At 57.6% G+C, this 18,031-nt stretch carries 21 protein-coding genes; 20 read left to right on the top strand and 1 reads right to left on the bottom strand.

Translation table 11 applies throughout. The features are described from left to right. The first annotated feature begins 19 nt into the window (after positions 1-19). From NQZ67_RS07960 to NQZ67_RS07950, 3 genes are read left to right on the top strand one after another with little or no spacing between them, the layout of a single operon-like run. Positions 20-406, top strand: a complete 387-nt coding sequence (locus tag NQZ67_RS07960) for a GntR family transcriptional regulator (protein ID WP_257444408.1) — start codon at positions 20-22, stop codon at positions 404-406. A 2-nt stretch (positions 407-408) separates the two neighbouring features. Next, positions 409-1,107, top strand: a complete 699-nt coding sequence (locus NQZ67_RS07955; protein ID WP_257444407.1) for an ABC transporter ATP-binding protein — start codon at positions 409-411, stop codon at positions 1,105-1,107. Continuing rightward, entirely contained in the window at positions 1,104-1,865 is a 762-nt protein-coding gene (locus tag NQZ67_RS07950; protein WP_257444406.1) for a hypothetical protein, read from the top strand. Before NQZ67_RS07955 ends, NQZ67_RS07950 begins: the two co-directional genes overlap by 4 nt. A 57-nt stretch (positions 1,866-1,922) precedes the next feature. On the opposite strand, the gene NQZ67_RS07945 is transcribed toward NQZ67_RS07950, so the two are convergent. Further along, the gene (locus NQZ67_RS07945; RefSeq protein ID WP_257444404.1) at positions 1,923-2,834 is read right to left on the bottom strand and encodes an AraC family transcriptional regulator; all 912 of its coding nucleotides are present in this window, start codon (positions 2,832-2,834) and stop codon (positions 1,923-1,925) included. Between the two features lie 135 nt (positions 2,835-2,969). On the opposite strand from NQZ67_RS07945, the gene NQZ67_RS07940 reads away from it, so the two are divergent. From NQZ67_RS07940 to NQZ67_RS07860, 17 genes are all read left to right on the top strand, one after another. Then, a complete protein-coding gene (locus NQZ67_RS07940; RefSeq protein ID WP_257444577.1) occupies positions 2,970-4,052 on the top strand; it encodes a Gfo/Idh/MocA family protein in 1,083 nt (360 codons plus the stop codon). 12 nt (positions 4,053-4,064) lie between these two features. After that, positions 4,065-4,913, top strand: coding sequence for a sugar phosphate isomerase/epimerase family protein (locus NQZ67_RS07935; RefSeq protein ID WP_257444402.1), 849 nt, complete (start codon positions 4,065-4,067; stop codon positions 4,911-4,913). Between the two features lie 173 nt (positions 4,914-5,086). Further along, positions 5,087-5,539 (top strand): stage V sporulation protein AC, encoded by a 453-nt coding sequence (gene spoVAC, locus NQZ67_RS07930; RefSeq protein ID WP_257444574.1) that lies wholly within the window; start codon positions 5,087-5,089, stop codon positions 5,537-5,539. A gap of 1 nt (position 5,540) precedes the next feature. Continuing rightward, complete coding sequence (gene spoVAD / locus NQZ67_RS07925; RefSeq protein WP_257444400.1) at positions 5,541-6,563, top strand: stage V sporulation protein AD; 1,023 nt, start codon at positions 5,541-5,543, stop codon at positions 6,561-6,563. Further along, complete coding sequence (spoVAE, locus tag NQZ67_RS07920) at positions 6,560-6,910, top strand: stage V sporulation protein AE (protein WP_257444398.1); 351 nt, start codon at positions 6,560-6,562, stop codon at positions 6,908-6,910. Before spoVAD ends, spoVAE begins: the two co-directional genes overlap by 4 nt. A gap of 208 nt (positions 6,911-7,118) precedes the next feature. After that, positions 7,119-8,075, top strand: a complete 957-nt coding sequence (locus NQZ67_RS07915; RefSeq protein ID WP_257444396.1) for an AAA family ATPase — start codon at positions 7,119-7,121, stop codon at positions 8,073-8,075. Next, positions 8,065-9,321, top strand: a complete 1,257-nt coding sequence (locus NQZ67_RS07910; RefSeq protein WP_257444394.1) for a DUF58 domain-containing protein — start codon at positions 8,065-8,067, stop codon at positions 9,319-9,321. Before NQZ67_RS07915 ends, NQZ67_RS07910 begins: the two co-directional genes overlap by 11 nt. Next, positions 9,318-11,549: a transglutaminase TgpA family protein gene (locus tag NQZ67_RS07905; protein WP_257444392.1), complete on the top strand. Its 2,232-nt coding sequence runs from the start codon at positions 9,318-9,320 to the stop codon at positions 11,547-11,549. Before NQZ67_RS07910 ends, NQZ67_RS07905 begins: the two co-directional genes overlap by 4 nt. Positions 11,550-11,673: 124 nt before the next feature. After that, positions 11,674-12,198 carry a YqeG family HAD IIIA-type phosphatase gene (locus NQZ67_RS07900; protein ID WP_257444390.1) on the top strand — a complete coding sequence of 175 codons (525 nt, stop codon included), beginning with the start codon at positions 11,674-11,676 and terminating at the stop codon, positions 12,196-12,198. Beyond that, positions 12,195-13,322 carry a ribosome biogenesis GTPase YqeH gene (yqeH, locus tag NQZ67_RS07895; protein ID WP_257444388.1) on the top strand — a complete coding sequence of 376 codons (1,128 nt, stop codon included), beginning with the start codon at positions 12,195-12,197 and terminating at the stop codon, positions 13,320-13,322. Before NQZ67_RS07900 ends, yqeH begins: the two co-directional genes overlap by 4 nt. 48 nt (positions 13,323-13,370) lie before the next feature. Beyond that, entirely contained in the window at positions 13,371-14,243 is an 873-nt protein-coding gene (locus tag NQZ67_RS07890; protein WP_257444386.1) for a shikimate dehydrogenase, read from the top strand. A gap of 82 nt (positions 14,244-14,325) precedes the next feature. Further along, entirely contained in the window at positions 14,326-14,616 is a 291-nt protein-coding gene (yhbY, locus tag NQZ67_RS07885) for a ribosome assembly RNA-binding protein YhbY (protein WP_257444385.1), read from the top strand. An 18-nt stretch (positions 14,617-14,634) separates the two neighbouring features. Further along, positions 14,635-15,237 carry a nicotinate-nucleotide adenylyltransferase gene (nadD, locus tag NQZ67_RS07880; RefSeq protein ID WP_257444382.1) on the top strand — a complete coding sequence of 201 codons (603 nt, stop codon included), beginning with the start codon at positions 14,635-14,637 and terminating at the stop codon, positions 15,235-15,237. Further along, on the top strand, positions 15,215-15,784 hold the full coding sequence (gene yqeK / locus NQZ67_RS07875) for a bis(5'-nucleosyl)-tetraphosphatase (symmetrical) YqeK (protein ID WP_257444381.1): 570 nt from the start codon (positions 15,215-15,217) through the stop codon (positions 15,782-15,784). The genes nadD and yqeK overlap by 23 nt, the downstream gene beginning before the upstream one ends. Positions 15,785-15,849: 65 nt before the next feature. Next, positions 15,850-16,197, top strand: coding sequence for a ribosome silencing factor (rsfS, locus tag NQZ67_RS07870; protein ID WP_257444380.1), 348 nt, complete (start codon positions 15,850-15,852; stop codon positions 16,195-16,197). Beyond that, positions 16,194-17,114, top strand: a complete 921-nt coding sequence (locus NQZ67_RS07865; RefSeq protein WP_257444378.1) for a CvfB family protein — start codon at positions 16,194-16,196, stop codon at positions 17,112-17,114. The genes rsfS and NQZ67_RS07865 overlap by 4 nt, the downstream gene beginning before the upstream one ends. After that, positions 17,111-17,881: a class I SAM-dependent DNA methyltransferase gene (locus NQZ67_RS07860; protein WP_257444376.1), complete on the top strand. Its 771-nt coding sequence runs from the start codon at positions 17,111-17,113 to the stop codon at positions 17,879-17,881. The genes NQZ67_RS07865 and NQZ67_RS07860 overlap by 4 nt, the downstream gene beginning before the upstream one ends. Positions 17,882-18,031 lie beyond the last annotated feature (150 nt).

Raw genomic sequence — 18,031 nt, 5'->3', positions numbered from 1 at the left:
GAAAGGAGCATGGCCCATTGTGACTATCGAATTCGACAATAATGCCCCCATCTACATCCAGATCATGAATTACATGAAGAAACAGATCGTCATCGGCAAGCTGGGGCCCGGCGACAAAATCGAATCCGTTCGGGACCTCGCCGCCGAGCTGCAGATTAATCCGAATACGATACAGCGCACGTTCCAAGAGCTGGAGCGCGAGGGCATCGTGGAAACGAAACGCGGTCTTGGCCGCTATGTAACGGAAGAGGAGTCGACCATTATGCGGATAAAAAAAGAAATGGCGGCGGAGCTGCTGGACCGATTCGTGGGCGGTATGAAAGAGCTTGGCTTCACGGGGGCGGACATCGTCGCGCTCGTGGAAGACGCCGTTCGCGACGACGCGAACGCCAAAGGAGGCGCTTAAGAATGGAGCCGGTATTGGAGGTTGCGCAGGTCGGGAAGCGATACGGCTCGAAGGAAGCGCTCAGGGACGTATCGTTCAAGGCCGGCGCGGGCAAAATCATCGGCCTCCTGGGCAGCAACGGCAGCGGAAAAACGACGCTCATGAAGCTGGTTGCGGGCATCGCCGCCCCATCATCGGGCGAGATCCGGATTTGCGGCGAGCCCGTCGGCAGGCAGTCCAGAGCGATGACTTCCTTCATGCCGGATAAGCCGATGACCGAGCCGTGGATGCGCGTGAAGGACGCGATCGCGTTCTCCGCCGATTTCTTCGCCGATTTCGACCGGGCCAAGGCGAAGGAAATGCTGTCGTTCATGGGACTGTCGGACCGCGACAGAGTGTCGTCCTTGTCCAAAGGCATGAACGAGCGGCTGCAGCTGACGCTGGCCTTGTCGCGGAATGCAAGACTGTATTTGCTCGACGAGCCGATCGGCGGGGTGGACCCCGTCGCCAGGGAGAAGATATTGGATGCCATCGTCCAATATTACAGCGAGGACAGCTGTCTGATCGTATCGACGCATCTAGTAACGGATATCGAACGCATTTTCGACGAGGTCATCTTCGTCAAAGACGGCCGATTGGTCCTTCACGAGGAAGTGGAGCAGATCCGAATGACGCGCGGAAGAAGCGTCGTCGATCTATTCAAAGAGGTGTATGCGGAATGATCAAGCTGCTTAAATACGATTGGAAGCGCAACGCAACCGCGATTACGGCAATGTTCTGCATCTTGATCGCCGTCCAAATCGGCTTCTCGGTTTTCGCATGGTATCGGGATTACGATCCTACTGTGCAATACGTTATCTCAAGCATGCTCTACGCCTTTTGCGGTTTTCTGGCGTTTATCGCGGCGTGCATGACGTTTAATGCCAATTTGAAGTCATACAGCAGGAGGCTGCTTCCTCTTCCGTCGCTATACACCGTGTTGTCGTGTTTTGTTTTGCTGCTTGCCACGCATGCGGTATTGGCCGGATTGTATTTCCTGCACGATTGGATTTATAGGCTCCTATTCGACATCGAGACGTTGTCCGCGTTAGCTGCGGAGCATTTAACGATCATCCATGCGCTCAGCATATTGTTGGCCTATGTGTTCGGGCTCGCCTCGACGACCATCGTCATTTTCTTCGGGGTGGCCATCGCGCGAATGTTTGAAGGTAAATTGGGGATCTTCCTTGGCATCGCCGCATGCATAGCGATTTATAGTTTGGTTGGATGGCTGGGAGAAATTCTGTTTCCGTTTAGGGAATCGAGCATGTCTTTGGTGTTTTTACAAGTGGACTTTGCGAACCATGGTCCGGGCAACGAGGAAGTCACCTTTATTCCGTTCGAGAATATGCGGCTGGGCGAGGTGCTTTACGAGCTGCTGTACAACAGCGTCCTCTTATACGGTATTCTCTACATCATGGATCGGAAAACAAAGCTGTAAACTCATTAAGCCGCAAGCATGCCAGCTCCTGGCGCGCTTGCGGCTATTCAAGTTCGTTTACGTATCAGCGGAAGATCGGCGCGCGGCGATCGATCTGCGATAGTCCTTCGGAGCGAGGCCTTTGCTTTCGCGGAATACCCGCGAGAATGTCTTGTAGGAGCCGTAGCCGACCTCCATCGCAACCTCGGCGACGCTCATTTCCGTCGAGGCGAGCAGTCCGCAGGCATGCCGGAGCCGCAGATCGCGGAGAAACTGCGAATAGGTTTGACCGGTCGTTTCCTTGATCACCTCGCTCATCCGCGAAACGCTGAGAGAGAAACGCGCGGCAAGATCGGACAAGGCCAGCTCATCCTGGTAATGCTGATGAATGTAATGAATGATGGACCAGATCGAACCCGTCTTCCTTCCATCTCCGGCGCGAAGGCTATCCGCGGAATGATGGCCGCCGCTTGTTCCTCCAAGCTTAGCGGTCCTTCTCGTCCTGTCGAAGAGAACCAATATTTCCTTCAAGCGGGTTTGCAGCATCGTCTGCCTCCAAGGCTCGCGGCCCGCGTACTCCCGGTACATATCCTCGATTAGCCATTTCATCCGCTCGCGATCCGACCCTTCAAGCTGGACAAAAGGCCTTTCTCCCGCGAGATCGATTAGCCTCAGCAGCCCTTCCCCCGCGGAGGATTCCATCAGCAAGTCCATGCTGAACATGCAATTATATAAGGTCAGCGGTCCGTCCGTGCCCGTATACAGCTCGTGTATCTGATACGGCAGCACGAACGTGAACGTCCCGGGCAGCATTTCGTGCAGCGTCTCGTTGATCGCTTCGCGCCCGGCCCCTTCGACCACATACGAAAATTCGAGAAAATCGTGCCGGTGAGCCCGGAAGCCGTTCGGCAGCCGATTAAGGCTGATATGCAGAGGGCTAGACGTATTCATGTTCGGATATGTTTTGAGATAGTCTGGAAAGTAGGTCATGACAGCCTCCGAAAAAATGAGATATTTATCGAAAAAACCAGCACTCTTTTTGGATACGATTATTTTAACATAAAGGGCGTAAGCGTTTGCTATGAGTTGCATGGACAATCGAAAATAGAAGACATATCGGAGGTTATCGGAATGGGCAACAAGATTAGAATCGGCATTATCGGCGCGGGCAACATCGGGAACGTGCATGCGCAGGAGTTCTCCAAGCTATCGGAGCTGTGCGACATTACGGCGATTACGGATGCATACCTTCCGCTGGCGCAAGAAAGGGCGGTGCAGCACGGCATCCCGGCCGTAACCGCGACGCCGGAGGAGCTGATCGCACGCAGCGACGTCGACGCGGTCGTCATCGGAGTGCCGAACCAATTCCACGCGGCGCTTGCCGTTCAGGCGATCGAAGCCGGCAAGCATGTACTGCTGGAGAAGCCGATGGGCATCAACAGCGATGCAGCACGCCAAATCTTGCAGGCGGCGGATAAGTCGGACCGCGTCGTGATGGTCGGTCATCAGATGCGGTGGGAAGCGATTCCGATGGCGATCAAGGAGCAAGTGGAGCGCGGCGAGCTCGGTAAAATTTATACCGCCAAAACCGGCTGGTTCAGACGCAAAGGGATTCCGGGCTGGGGTACCTGGTTTACGAGGATGGATCAGTCCGGCGGCGGTCCGTTGATCGATATCGGCGTGCATATGCTGGATCTGGCCTTATATTTGATGGGCAATCCGAAGCCGGTTTCGGTCTACGGCTCCACTTACGCGGAGTTCGGTCCGAAGCGCAAGGGCATCGGAACATGGGGCAAGCCGAACTGGGACGGCATTTATGATGTCGAGGATCTAGCGACGGCGCTGATCAAGATGGAGGACGGCAGCACCTTGTCCCTCGAGGTCAGCTGGGCGGTTCATATGGATACGGACAATACGCCGTTCGTACATCTGATGGGCACGGAAGGCGGAGCGAGCTATAGAGGAGGTTCCGGCAAGCTGCTGACCGAGAAGTTCAACCGACCGCTGGAGACGCCGCTGACGAAGCCGGACAACGACGAAGGCGAGAGGGCGCGCCTCAGCCGACATTTCCTGGAATGCATTCAAACCGGGGCAACGCCGATAACGTCTGCGCTTACGGGCTTTACGAACAATCTGATTCTTGACGCCATCTACGAAAGCTCGAGAACCGGACATGAAGTGATTCTGGACTGGAATCTGAACAAATAGGAGGCAGGGAGCATGCTGAGAGGACTTACGGGCGCCGGGCTGGGCAAGCTGGAGGATGAGCGGCAGCTGATAGAACTAGCGGGAAAATTCGGATTCCAGGCGGTTGACCTGGACGCGAGAGCCTTAATTGAAAAGTATGGCGAGGTAGAGGCGAAGAGATTGCTGGAGAAGCATGGCGTCGTCGTCGGATCGATCGGGTTGCCTGTGGAATGGCGGGGAACGGAGGAGCAGTTCGCGAACGGGCTGAAGGAGCTGTCGAAGTCGGCCGAGGCTGCCCAGAAGCTGGGCTGCACGCGCTGCTGCACGTATATTTTGCCGTCGACGGACCTGAAGGCCGCGCATTTCATGGCGCTTGCGACCCGCAGGCTTCGCGAGTGCGCCGTCATTCTCGGCGAATACGGCCTATCGCTAGGACTGGAATTTGTGGGTCCGCATCATTTGCGCACGGCATGGAAAAATCCGTTTATTTGGACGATGCAAGAGACGCTTGATTGGATTGACGCGATCGGAGAGCCGAACGTAGGCCTCCTGCTGGACGCTTATCATTGGTACACGAACGGAATGGACGCGAGCGCGATCGAGGCGCTGCGGAAGGACCAGATCGTCCATGTCCACATTAATGACGCGCCCGACGTACCCGTGGAGGAAGCGCTCGACAACGGGCGGCTTTATCCGGGCGAAGGCGTTATTGATCTCGCCAGCTTCCTGAAGGCTCTGCAGGAGATCGGTTACGAGGGTCCCGTCGCGCAGGAAATTTTGGCCGCGGCTCCGCCGCAAGGAACGCCGGAGGAGCTGGCGCAGCGCTCGAAGAACGGTTTTGACCTTGTATTCGAAGCGGCAGGCCTATCCGTAAGAGCATAAGCTTCTATTCCATGAAGAATGGCTCATTCCGCCGCGCGGCGGAATGAGCCATTCTTTTTTTGTTGGCATAACCGATTCGCTACCTACAAATAATGAAAAGGATTGAAGCTTATGTTATAAGGGAGGAAACGGAATTGGCGTCGAAAGGAAACACTTCAAGCCCATACAAAAAGATGTCGATGTCGCCGAAGGAATACCAAGCCTTCGCCAAAGAGAAGGAACCGCCCCGTTCTGTGCTTGGCAATTGCGTCAAAGCGTTTCTTGTCGGCGGTTCGATCTGCCTCGTCGGACAAGCGATATCCGAGCTTTTCGTTCATTTGATGAACATGACGCCCGAGGAGGCGAGCAATCCGACGGTTGCGGTTCTGATCCTGATATCCGTTATTTTGACGAGTCTAGGGGTTTACGACAAGCTTGCGCAATTCGCGGGCGCGGGTTCGGCCGTGCCGGTGACGGGCTTTGCGAATTCGATGTGCTCCGCGGCGCTGGAGCATCGAAGCGAAGGGCTCGTGCTCGGCGTGGGGGGCAACATGTTCAAGCTCGCGGGCGCCGTTATCGTGTACGGCACGGTCGCGGCATTTTTTGTCGGCATCGCGCATCTTATTCTGGGAACCGGGGGGCAATAACATGCTCCGCGGCAAACAATCCTGGTGGTTCGAGAACAAACCCGTCATTATCGGAGCGGCAACCGTGGTCGGACCCGACGAAGGGGAAGGGCCTCTCGCTTCGGAATTCGATCTGGTGCATCCCGAGCTCGACATGCAGCAGAAAAGCTGGGAGAAAGCCGAGCGGCTATTGCTTGAGCAAGCCTCGGAATTCGCCATCCAGAACGCGAAGATGGACAAAAGCGGCATCAACTTCTATGTCGGCGGGGATCTGATGAATCAGATCATCAGCAACAGCTTCGCCGCACGGTCGCTCGGGGCTCCGTACCTCGGCGTATTCGGGGCGTGCTCAACTTCGATGGAATCGCTGGCGATCGCTTCGCAGCTTGTCGACAGCGGCGCGGCCACGCATGTGATGGCCGGCACGTGCAGCCATAACTGCACGGCGGAGAAGCAGTTCCGTTATCCGACGGAGTATGGCTCGCAGAAGCCTCCGACGGCGCAATATACCGTGACGGGAGCCGGCGCCGCGATCGTCGCGTCGACCGGAGAGGGTCCCGTCGTGGAATGCGCGACGATCGGCAAAGTCGTCGACCTGGGCATCACGGATCCGTTCAATATGGGCGCGGCGATGGCGCCGGCCGCCGTCGATACGATTCAGGCGCACTTCAACGATACGGGCAGGACACCGGGCGACTATGATCTCATCGTGACCGGCGATTTGGCTGGCGTCGGCCATCCGATCGCCAAGGATCTGCTTATGCAGAACGGGGTGCCGATGGACCATACGGAATTTAACGACTGCGGCCTGATGGTGTACGACGTAGAGAAGCAGAAGGTTCAGGCAGGCGGCAGCGGCTGCGGCTGCTCGGCCGTCGTGACGTACGGGCATCTGCTCAAGCGGATCGCGCGCGGAGAGCTAAAGCGCGTATTGGTCGTGGCGACGGGCGCGCTGCTGTCGCCTTTATCATTCCAGCAAGGCGAGAGCATTCCTTGTATTGCCCATGCTGTGGCCATTGCTGCGGGAAAGGAGTTATCGCCATGATCTTCTTGTGGGCTTTCCTGGTCGGAGGCGCCATCTGCGTGATCGGCCAGCTGATGTTCGACGTTCTGAAGCTTACTCCCGCCCATACGATGGCCACGCTCGTCGTAATCGGCGCCATCATCGACGGCTTCGACTTGTACGAGCCGCTCGTCAAATTCGCCGGCGCGGGCGCTTCCGTCCCGATTACGAGCTTCGGCAACGCGCTTGTTCACGGCGCGCTGACGGAGCTGCATAACTCCGGCTGGATCGGCGTCATCTCGGGCATCTTCAAAGTGACGAGCGCCGGCATCTCGGCGGCGATCATCTTCTCGTTCCTCGCCGCCCTGGTCGTTCGGCCTAAAGGATAGGCAAATAGAAACTTGTGGTAATTGGAGAATCCTGTGGGATTCTCCAATTTTTTTTGGAAGAACACGATTTGTTAATGTCTATAACCTACTGTAAAATAGTACTATTATAACTTGCTCAAAAAGTCCGCTTTTCAGCACGTTTTTCAACTTTTTGAACTTCTTCTATTATTAAAGCGCATTCCTAGACTCAATTCCGGGAGGTTATGAAATGGATATTCGTACTGCTGACATGCAATTATGCTCGACGATACTTCGAAACTTAAACACTTGTATCCTGGGAAAGCAAGAAGAGATTGAGAGATTGCTGATCGCGGTCATGGCCGGCGGACACGTTCTCCTCGAGGATGTGCCGGGAACGGGCAAGACCCAGCTGGTGAAAGCGCTGGCAAAGTCGATTGGAGGACAATTCAGGAGGATTCAGTGCAACCCCGACCTTCTGCCTACGGATATAACGGGCGTATCGATCTACCATCCCAAACAAGAAAGCTTCATCTTCCGGCCGGGTCCGGTCATGACCAATATATTGCTCGCCGACGAGATCAACCGCGCGACGACGAAGACGCAGTCCGCGCTGCTCGAGGCGATGGAGGAGGGCTGCGTGACGGTGGACGGCGACACGTACGAGCTGCCCGCGCCGTTCATTCTGCTCGCCACGCAGAACCCGATCGAGTTCGAAGGCACGTATACGCTTCCGGAAGCGCAGCTCGACCGGTTCATGATGAAGCTTTCGCTTGGCTACCCTAGCCAGGACGACGAGCAGAAGATGATCTCGTCAAGCGGGAGCTACCACCCTTCCGATAACGTGCAACCCGTGCTGGAGACCGGAGATATGATTCAAATCCAAAGCCAGGTGCTGGGCGTTCATATCGACGACGCCGTCGGCAAATATATCGTGAGCCTTGTCCGGGGCACCCGGGACCACGCCAGCGTCATGCTGGGCGCAAGCCCGCGCGCGGCGATCGCGCTGACGCGCGCCGCCAAAGCGAGCGCTTACTTGAAGCAGCGCGATTATGTCACGCCGGATGATGTTAAAGCGCTTGCGCCGTTCGTCCTCTCGCACCGCCTGCTGCTTCGAACGGAAGCAAGAATGAACGGCCTTCAATCGAGGGACGTCGCCCTGCAAGTGCTGCAATCCACGAAAGTGCCGGTCCGGCTTGAGCGATAACGCCATGGAAGCGAAGAAAGCAAAACGGATTCGCTGGCGGTTCATCGCTTTCGTGTACGGCTGCAGTCTTTTCTACTTTTTGTTCCAGGGCGGCAAAACCGCATTCATGTTATTTATTATTCTTAACCTGCTGCTCGTGTATCTCATGCTCGGCCGGTGGAGCGGCATCAGCAAGGTAACGGGAAGCCGGACCTATCAGGCGCATGGCGTTTCCCCGCACGGGCCCATTTCCTCCGGAGGCGCGCTGGAGGTCCAGCTGAATGTAAAAATTCCGGGATATTTCCCATTGCCGTATGTCATCGTGAGGGATGTCCTGCATCGGCATAACGGCCAGCAGCTGAGCTTCGAGACGTCGTTCGTTCCCAACTGGAAACGCTCGGGAGACGTTTCGTACCGGACGCCTCCGCTCACGAGAGGCGAGTACCGCTTCCGGGATACCGAATGTCTCTCCTATGACGTCTTCGGCTTATTCGAGCACGCGGGAACGTTCCGCAGGGAGGCCGTGTTCAGCGTTCTGCCGCAGACCGTGCCGCTCAGGCAGTGGAACGGCTTCCAGCGCGGCATTCGCGGACCTTACTCCCATGCCGCCGCCTCGCGTTCCGCGAAGGAAACGACGCAGATCAACGGCGTCCGCGAGTATCATCACGGCGACAGGCTGTCGCGCGTCCATTGGAACGCGACGGCGAAGACGGGAGAGTGGAAGTCGAAGGCTTTCGAGCGGGAATCCCTTCCCCGGACGCTGATCATTCTCGATCGCTACGCGGCTTCTTCCAGCGCTTCGGCCGATGAGCAGTTCGAGCTGGCCGTCTCCGCTGCGGCTTCGTTCATGGAGCACGGCTCGCGCGACGATACGGCGATCGGCTTGTTGTCCATCGGCGAGAGAGTGACGATGCTGCCGCCGAAGTCCGGCATGGAGCAGCGCAATATGGTCATGAAGCATCTGACGTTCGTCGAGGCGGACGCTCCGCAGCCGATCTATCACTCGCTGCAGCTTGCGGATTCCATCGTCGAGCCCGGCAGCTTCGCGCTGCTGATCTCGCCCGATACGGGAAGCCAAATTATTCAGAGCATGGAATGGCTGTCGCGCAAAGGCGTGACCCCTTGTCTCATTCATATCCGCTCGGCTGAGAAAATATCCGGCAACGTGGCCTGGAAAAAAATCGTGGAGAGCCGCGGCTGGCCGGTTTACGAGATCCGTCAGCTGCAGGAGCTGCCGGCCGCGCTCGAAGGGAGCGTGATCGCATGAGGAAGCCGGCGAAGGCCATCCTGCACTATTTCGGCAGCCATTGGTATGAGAGATTCGTTTCCTTGTTCGTCGCGGCCGTCGTCATGAGCTGCTTGGCCATCTTCGAAGACTACTGGTGGCCCGAAAGCTACGCGATCGCTTACGGCACGTTAATTTGGGCATTCATCATCGATTTGTTTCTGCCTTATCGGCTGAGGTTCGTCAGATGGACGCTGCAATTCCTTGCGGCCGTTATCTTATCGTTCCGCCACGCCAGAATGGAATGGGAGGTCGCGCCGCCGGAGCAAGCCGGCGATGTGGGCTGGTGGCTTCAGCAGACGCTTGCGGGTCTTCATCCTTTTATTTGGTTCGGCATTCTTCTATGGTTTATCCATCTCTTGTTCAGCCTATGGACGGTGACGAGAATCCGGATGTTCGGCTTTATCGGGGCGAGCATTCTCCTGCTTACCGTCGCTGATTCCTTCACCCCGATCTGGCTGTGGGATAACGTCGCGATCGTCGTCTTCGTCGGATTGATCTGGCTGGTGCTGGATCACCTGCACAACCTGGAGCGCAAGCATCCCGACAGCTGGAGCCATCTGCTGGAATATCCGGTGCGGGTCATCACCCCGGCCGCCGTCGTCTTGGCCGTCTTCTTGGTCATCGCGCTGAACGTGCCCTCGATCGCTCCGCTGCTCCAGGATCCTTACACGATATGGAAGAACGCGAAAGGCGAAGAAGTACGCGTATTTCTCGGAGAGAAAGCGATGGTGGACGACAGCGAGCCGTTCTCGAGCGGGAACGCGAGCTCTGGCTACAGCCGCAACGACGAGGAGCTGGGCGGCGGCTTCGACTACGACTTCTCGCCGATGATGACGGTTCAGACCTCCCAGAAGAGCTACTGGCGCGGAGAAGACAAGACCGTCTACAACGGCAAAGGCTGGGATGACTCGGACGTTCCGGTCGAGATGACCCGCGTCGCCAAGGAGCAGGAGCTCGCGCTTACCTTCGAGCCTTCGCTTGCGGAAGTGACGAACGTGAGCCAGATCGTCACGATCGAACGCGATGACGTCTTCCCGGTGTTGTTCGGAGCGGCGCCGATCTCCAAGATCAACTGGATCGGAGAGCCAGAGGCGGCTCTGCCTCGGCGCCTAAGCTGGCTCCCGGAAAGCGCGGAGCTCCGCTGGAACGGGGAAGAGGAGTATCCGAAGACGTATTCGATTACGTCCTCCGTCGTCGTCCTCGACGAAGAGGGACTCCGCGGCACCGAAGCCCGGCTGCCTGATGCGAGACTTAACCAGATGTATCTGCAGCTCCCGGACACGGTTACCGAACGCGTTCGCAGCCTTGCGGCCGAGATAACGGCCGCCGGCGCAACGGATTACGACAAAGCGAAGCTGCTTGAGCAGTATTTGAAGAATACGTACGCCTACAATAATAAACCGGATTTATCGAAGCTGTCGGGAGAGAGCGGGGATTTTGTCGATCAGTTCCTCTTCGAGCTTCTCGAAGGCTACTGCGACTACTTCTCCACCTCGATGGCCGTTATGGCCCGCACGCTGGATCTGCCGGCCCGGTGGGTGAAGGGCTTCTCGCCCGGCGCCCTGCCGGCCGATTATTACGGTCCGCCAAGCGGCATGCTGGACGAGGAGGACCTTAATCCTACCGGAGCGGGGATGTATACGGTGCGCAACTCGGATGCGCACTCCTGGGTCGAAATTTATTTCGACGGCTACGGCTGGATTCCGTTCGAACCGACTTCGGGCTTCCGTTTCCCGTATGTGGCGCCCGAAGGGGAAGAGCTTGTTCTTCCCGAGACGGACACGGATTTGCCGGAGACGACTCCGGATGCCGCGGAAACTTCGAAATCCTCTAACGGCGCATGGGCGTGGATCGGCTTGTCGGCTATCGCGATCGTCGCGGCGGCCGCCGCGTTCCTCGGACGCCGGCAGGTGCTGCAGACTTGGCGCAGCCTTCGGAACCGTTCCTACACCGCCAACGAGCTGATCGTCATGGAGACGAACCGTCTTCTCCGCATGTGCAGGAAGCGGGGGCTTCAACGGGCGGAGCACGAGACGCTTCGCGAAGCCGTCTCCAGGTGGACGGAGAGTCAGAAGCGGCTCAAGGAGGATTTCCGCTACGTGCTGGACCGCTTCGAGCAGGCGAAGTACGGAGCGGCCCCGGCTTCCAGGGAGGAAGCCGACCGGTTCGTGAGCAAGGTGCGTTATTTGATCGGAGAGCTGAAGTAGCAGGCAGCACTCGCGCATACCGCTTGACGGCGTTCGCCGCCAAGCGGTATTTTTTTGCAACAAATTCGGATTATATGGTATAGTTTCGTAAGATAGCAGGGAGAAAGAAGAGGGATATTCACTTATGTTCGAACGATTGCTGCCGAATATGCGCGTTAATTCGGTATATGATATTAACCTCGATGAACTCGCCGCCAGAGGCGTGCGAGGCATCATCACGGATCTCGACAATACGCTCGTCGGGGCGAAGGAGCCTCTGGCGACGCCGGAGCTGGTCGCTTGGCTGGATAAGGTAAGAGCCGCGGGCTTCAAGGTCGTCATCGTGTCCAACAATAACAAAACGCGGGTAAGCAACTTCGCGGCGCCGCTGGACATTCCGTTCTTGCACAAGGCGAAGAAGCCGACGCAGGCGTCGTTCCGCAAAGCGCTCGCGATGCTGGGCCTCGAAGCGCAGCAAACGGTCATGATCGGAGATCAAATGATGACCGACGTGCTGGGCGGCAACAGGATGGGGCTGTTCACGATTCTGGTCATTCCGATCTCGCCGGCAGACGAAGGCGTTATGACGCTGGTGAACCGCCGGATCGAACGGTTTGCGCTCGCGAGGCTTCGCAAGCGCGGTTTGTGGTACGAGGAGGAAACGAAGTGAGCGACCAACAGCTAAGAGAGACCGCGATTTCCTGCGCGGGCTGCGGCGTCAAGCTGCAGTTCCAAGATCCGGAGCAAGCCGGATACATACCGGAGGCGGCCGTGCAGAAAGAACCCGTGATCTGCCAGCGCTGCTTCCGGATCAAGCATTATAATGAAGCTTCATCCGTAGCGGTGGACCAGGACGATTTCCTGAAGCTGCTGGGAAGCATCGGAACGACGGACAGTCTGGTCGTGCATATCGTCGACCTGTACGATTTCGAAGGAAGCTTGATTACGGGCCTACAGCGGTTCGTAGGGAACAATCCCGTGCTGCTCGTCGTGAACAAGATCGACTTGCTGCCGAAGGGCATGAACACGAACCGGATCCGGAATTGGGTGCAGAAGCAAGCCAAAGCCCAAGGGCTCCGCACGATCGACGTCGTGTTATGCAGCGCCAAGCGCAACATGGGGTTCGAGCATGTCATCGAAGCGCTGGACCGTCACCGCGGGGATCGGGATGTGTACGTGGTAGGCGCGACCAACGTCGGCAAGTCCACGCTCATTAATCGGCTGATCCGGGATTACAGCGATATGGAGCGGGAGCTGACGACGTCCAGATATCCCGGAACGACGCTGGACGCGGTGAACATTCCGCTCGAGGACGGCAAATCGATTATCGATACGCCGGGCATCGTATATGCCAGCCGCATGACCGAAGTCGTGCCGCGCAGCTTCTTGGGCTCTCTGCTGCCCGATAAGCCGATCAAGCCGCTTGTCTATCAGCTGAACGAGCAGCAAACCTTGTTCATCGGCAGCTTGGTTCGATTTGATTTCGTCGAAGGCGAGCGCCAATCCTTTACGCTTTATATTTCCAACGCCTTGAACGTCCATCGGACGAAGCTCGAGAGGGCGGATTCTCTCTATGACGATCATAAGGGCGAGCTGCTCGGCGCGCCTACGCTCGAGGAGCTGGAGTCGATTCCGGAATGGACGCGACATTCGCTGCGAGTCAGACAAGGGGAGAAGCAGGACGTCTTTATTTCCGGCCTCGGGTGGATTCAGGTGAACGGCATGCGCGGCGCGCTGATGGACGTCTACGCGCCGAAGGGCGTCAAAGTTTTGCTGCGCGATTCGATGATCTAACCGGATCTTGAATCGGGGGCTCCGGTTAATGGTTAAGGGGGAGACACTGTGACGGGGATAGCAACAGGACACAAAATTGACAGCCATACGGTGCTGTACGGCGTAATCGGCGATCCGATCCGCCATTCGAAATCGCCGATCATGATGAACCGCGCTTTCCGGGAAACGGGAATTAACGGCGTCTACTCGGCTTTCCATATTACGGACGATAAGCTCGGGGATTTCGTCAAGGGCGTACGCGCAATGGGCATCCGCGGCGTGAACGTCACGATTCCGCATAAGCTCCGCATCATGGAGCTCCTCGACGATATTCACGAAAGCGCGCGCATCATAGGGGCCGTCAATACGATCGTGAACGATAACGGCAAGCTGACTGGCTACAACACCGACGGCATCGGTTATGTGCGGTCGCTTAAGGAGGAAGCTTTGCCTGATTTGTCGGGCAAGCGAATCACCGTCATCGGCGCGGGCGGAGCGTCCCGCGGCATCGTTTATGCGCTGCTTCTGGAAAATCCGGAGCGGGTTCGAATCGTGAATCGCTCGGCTGACCGCGCCGCGGAGCTGGCCGCGTCCCTCTCGGGCGGCTCGGCCCCCGTCGAGGCAGCTTCGACCGATAAGCTGGAAGAGTGGTGCGCGGACGCGGACATCGTCATTAATACAACGTCCGTAGGGATGTTCCCGGACGTCGGCCAGTCTCCCGTCCCGGGCGAATGGCTGAAGCCGGGCTCGGTGGCGAGCGACCTGATCTACAACCCGCTGCAGACCGCATTCCTGAAGGCGGCCGAAGCTAGAGGCTGCACCGCTCACGGCGGTCTCGGCATGTTTATTTATCAAGGAGCTTACGCGTTCGAGTATTGGACGGGGCAACCCGCGCCGGCGGCCGCGATGAGGGAAGAGGTGCTCGCTTCGCTTCTCGGATGAGAGGCGAATTTGCGTTTTGGGAGCCCGCATGCGGCAACGATAGAATATGGACCATACGTATACGACAAAGGATGTTGAGAAGATGTTAACAGGCAAACAAAAACGTTATTTGCGCTCGCAGGCGCATCATTTGCAGCCGATATTCCAGGTCGGCAAAGGCGGAACGAACGACCAGCTGGTCCGCCATATCGAAGAGGCTATCGAGACGAGAGAGCTGATCAAGATTTCCGTGCTGAACAATTGCCTTGACGACCCGAAGGAAATCGGCGTCGAAGTAGCCAAGGCGTCGGGGGCCGAGCTTGTGCAGGTTATCGGCAAGACCATCGTGCTGTACAAGGAGTCCAAGGACCACAAAACGATTGAGCTTCCTTAAGAAGAGGAGCTGGAGTTAGTGAAGAAGATCGGCATCATGGGCGGGACGTTCGACCCGATACACGCAGGGCATCTCATCGCGGCGGAAACGGCCCGGGAGCAGGCGGACTTGGACGAGGTTTGGTTCATCCCGACCGCGGATCCGCCGCTTAAGGATCGGGCGCCGCTTGCGACAGGGGAACGGCGCGTGGAGATGGTGCGCCTGGCCACCCAGGGTAACGGCTCTTTCCGGGTCCTCGATATCGAGCTGAAGCGAGGCGGAGTCAGTTATTCCATCGATACGGTAACGGAGCTGCGCAAGCTTCACCCCGGACATGCCTTCTCTTATATTATCGGATCGGACCGCATTAACGATCTGCCGCGCTGGCATCGCATCGAAGAGCTGTCGAAGCTGGCGGGCTTTATAGGATTGGAACGGCCGGGAGAGCCTTTACGCTTGACCTGGCTGCCGGACTTCCTGCGGGATTCGCTGACTCTCGCCAAGATGCCGCAGATCGGCATCTCGTCGACGGAAATTCGGAGCCGGTTCGCGGATGGACGTTCCGCGCGATATCTCGTGCCGGAGCCGGTATATGCTTATATAAGGGGGCTTGGGCTCTATGGATCGTCAATTGATGATTGAACGGGTTCGGGCGGAGATGCCCGAGCGCCGATGGATTCATACCGAGGGCGTCATGGCGACGGCCATCCTGCTCGCGGAACGATACGGCGAGGATCCGCGGCGCGCGGAGCTTGCGGCCATCCTGCACGACGTCGCGAAATATTGGCCGACGGAACGCCAGGGCAGCCTAATCCGCGATAACGGCCTTTCGGAGGATGTGCTCGGCTACGACAAGGAGCTGTGGCATCAATTCGTCGGCGCCTGGGTCGCGGAGCAGGAGTTTGGAATTACGGACGCCGGCGTGCTGGACGCGATCCGGTATCATACGTCCGGGCGCAGGGGCATGTCCAAGCTGGAGAAGATCGTATGGCTGGCCGATTATATCGAGCCGGGCCGGTCCTTCCCCGGAGTAGACGAGATCCGCGCCATTGGCGAGGAAAGCCTGGAGAAGGCGGTCCTGGCCGGACTCGACGGCACGATCGGCTTCCTCATCGCCAAAGGCAAAAGGATTTATCCGTTAACTTTGGAAGCGCGGAACGGATTAATTGAGGAAATTCGCGGAAACTAACGATATCGAATGTTGGAAGCTTGCGAAGCGGTGCTGCTTCGTCATATTTAGGAGGAATGTCCATAATGGCATTGAATGCTGACCTTTTGTTGAAAACAGCGGTGAAGGCCGCCGAAGATAAAAAAGCGATGAACGTCGTCGCTTTGAACCTGAAGGAAATTTCGCTTGTGGCCGATTATTTCGTGATTTGCAGCGGCAATTCCGATACGCAAGTGCAGGCCATTGCGACGGAAGTGCGCAAGCAGGCGGAAATCGGCGGCGGGCGCGTGCGCGGCATCGAGGGCATGGATACCGCGAGATGGGTGCTCATCGATCTTGGCGACGTCATCGTGCATGTGTTCCACCGGGACGAGCGGGACTATTATAATATCGAACGATTATGGTCGGACGCTAAGGTCGTGGAATTCGCATGAGCCTGACGGCAGGTCAGACCTATACGCTGAAAATATCGCGGGAAGTGTCTCCGTACGGATTTTTCCTGAGCGACGGAGAGGCGGAGGTACTGCTGCATTACACGGAGCTGGTCGGTTCGAAGCCGGGCGTCGGGAATACGGTTACCGTCTTCATCTATTTCGATTCCGAGGACCGGCTGGCCGCTACGATGAAGAAGCCGCTTCTGCAGCTCGGCGAGCTTGCCAGGCTGAAGGTCGCCGACGTGCATCCGAAGCTCGGCTGCTTCCTCGAGATGGGTCTCAGCCGGCATCTGCTGCTTCCTCTCTCCGAGCTTCCCGAGAGCATTGCCTACCGGCCGCTTCCCGGCGACGAAGTATTCGTCGTGATGAAGCACGACAAGATCGGCAGGCTTGTCGCCAAGCTTGCCTTCGAGGAAGATCTGTCTCCGCTCGTGTTCGAAGCTCCCGCTAGCTGGCGGAATACGTGGGTCGAGGGCTGGGTAACGAAGACGCTCCAGATGGGCTCGTTCGTCATCGTCGACGGCGGAGTCGTCGGGTTCGGCGTGTACGGACTCATCCCAAGCTCCGAGCGGACGAAGCCGCTTCGTCTAGGCGAACGCGTGCGCGCGAGAGTAACCTACATACGGGAGGACGGACGCGTTAACCTCTCCATGACCGAGCGGAAGGAAGTCGGACGAGTCGAGGATGCCGACCGGATTCTGGCGTTCCTGAAGGAACGTCCGGCGGGAGGCATGCCTTATTCCGACGAGACCGAGGCCGACATCATCAAGCAGCGGTTCGGCATTAGCAAATCCGCGTTCAAGAGGGCGCTCGGCAAGCTGATGAAGGACGGAATCGTTACGCAGAAGGGCAGCTGGACCTACCTCGCGCAGCCTCCGGGCGAGAAGGAGCAGACAGAAGGGGCCGATACGAAATGACGCAATCCTACGGACAATTCGCCCTTGTCTACGATCAGCTGATGGAGGATATGCCGTATGCGGATTGGCTGGGCTTTGCAAGGGAAGCCTGGTCGCGCTACGGCATTCCGGCCTCCGTCGTCGATCTGGGCTGCGGCACGGGAAGCCTGGCCATTCCGCTGGCCCGTTCGGGTTTTCATGTGTACGGCATCGATCTGTCTTCGGATATGCTCTCGGTCGCCCGCAGCAAGTGGGACGAGACGCCGCAGCAGGCCGTCAGATCCCGCGCCGGCACGATCCGCTGGCTGCAGCAGGATATGCGCGAATGGGAGCTCTCCGAGCCTGTGGACGCGGTTATTTCGTTCTGCGACTGCTTGAACTACCTGACGGAGGAAGAGGATATCGAAGCGGCATTCCGCCGCACGTGCGAAGCGCTGAAGCCTGGCGGTTCGTTCCTGTTCGATATGCATCCGCCAAGCCAGCTGATCCGTTACGCGGAGGAACAGCCTTTCGTCCTGGACGAACGCGATATCGCTTACATATGGACATGCGACTTCGAGCCTTCGCGCTGCTTCATCGAGCATCATCTTACGATTTTCGCCCGCGGATCCGAATCGCCGTCCTTCCATCGTTTCGAGGAGACCCACCTGCAACGGGCCTACGATCCCGATTGGATCGAGTCGGCGCTTCGCAAGGCGGGCTTTCGCACGGTCGACAGGTACGCGGACTTCGAATTGAAGCCGGCTAACGCCTCTTCCGAGAGGCTGTTCTTCGCCGCGGTCAAATAAGCTTAGCAACCGAACAAGGCTGCTCTGACGCTCTTGCCGAGCGCTGGAGCAGCCTTGTCGTTCACAGGGACTGTCGAATTTCCTCGATATTTGTATAAAAAAGTTGTTGCCGTTGTATTGACCCGGAACCGTTTGCGAGAATTTTCGACA

Origin of the sequence: Paenibacillus soyae (genome assembly GCF_024623455.1) — a bacterium.
GTDB lineage: Bacteria > Bacillota > Bacilli > Paenibacillales > Paenibacillaceae > Pristimantibacillus > Pristimantibacillus soyae.
Note: the sequence above shows the minus strand (reverse complement) of the source record. Positions and strands in the feature narration are given on the sequence as shown.

Coding starts and splice junctions, on each gene's coding strand:
- NQZ67_RS07955 (WP_257444407.1), top strand. CDS start 409: ATGGAGCCGGTATTGGAGGTTGCGCAGGTCGGGAAGCGATACGGCTCG.
- NQZ67_RS07950 (WP_257444406.1), top strand. CDS start 1,104: ATGATCAAGCTGCTTAAATACGATTGGAAGCGCAACGCAACCGCGATT.
- NQZ67_RS07945 (WP_257444404.1), bottom strand. CDS start 2,834: ATGACCTACTTTCCAGACTATCTCAAAACATATCCGAACATGAATACG.
- NQZ67_RS07935 (WP_257444402.1), top strand. CDS start 4,065: ATGCTGAGAGGACTTACGGGCGCCGGGCTGGGCAAGCTGGAGGATGAG.
- spoVAC (WP_257444574.1), top strand. CDS start 5,087: ATGTCGATGTCGCCGAAGGAATACCAAGCCTTCGCCAAAGAGAAGGAA.
- spoVAD (WP_257444400.1), top strand. CDS start 5,541: ATGCTCCGCGGCAAACAATCCTGGTGGTTCGAGAACAAACCCGTCATT.
- spoVAE (WP_257444398.1), top strand. CDS start 6,560: ATGATCTTCTTGTGGGCTTTCCTGGTCGGAGGCGCCATCTGCGTGATC.
- NQZ67_RS07915 (WP_257444396.1), top strand. CDS start 7,119: ATGGATATTCGTACTGCTGACATGCAATTATGCTCGACGATACTTCGA.
- NQZ67_RS07905 (WP_257444392.1), top strand. CDS start 9,318: ATGAGGAAGCCGGCGAAGGCCATCCTGCACTATTTCGGCAGCCATTGG.
- NQZ67_RS07900 (WP_257444390.1), top strand. CDS start 11,674: ATGTTCGAACGATTGCTGCCGAATATGCGCGTTAATTCGGTATATGAT.
- yhbY (WP_257444385.1), top strand. CDS start 14,326: ATGTTAACAGGCAAACAAAAACGTTATTTGCGCTCGCAGGCGCATCAT.
- yqeK (WP_257444381.1), top strand. CDS start 15,215: ATGGATCGTCAATTGATGATTGAACGGGTTCGGGCGGAGATGCCCGAG.
- rsfS (WP_257444380.1), top strand. CDS start 15,850: ATGGCATTGAATGCTGACCTTTTGTTGAAAACAGCGGTGAAGGCCGCC.
- NQZ67_RS07865 (WP_257444378.1), top strand. CDS start 16,194: ATGAGCCTGACGGCAGGTCAGACCTATACGCTGAAAATATCGCGGGAA.
- NQZ67_RS07860 (WP_257444376.1), top strand. CDS start 17,111: ATGACGCAATCCTACGGACAATTCGCCCTTGTCTACGATCAGCTGATG.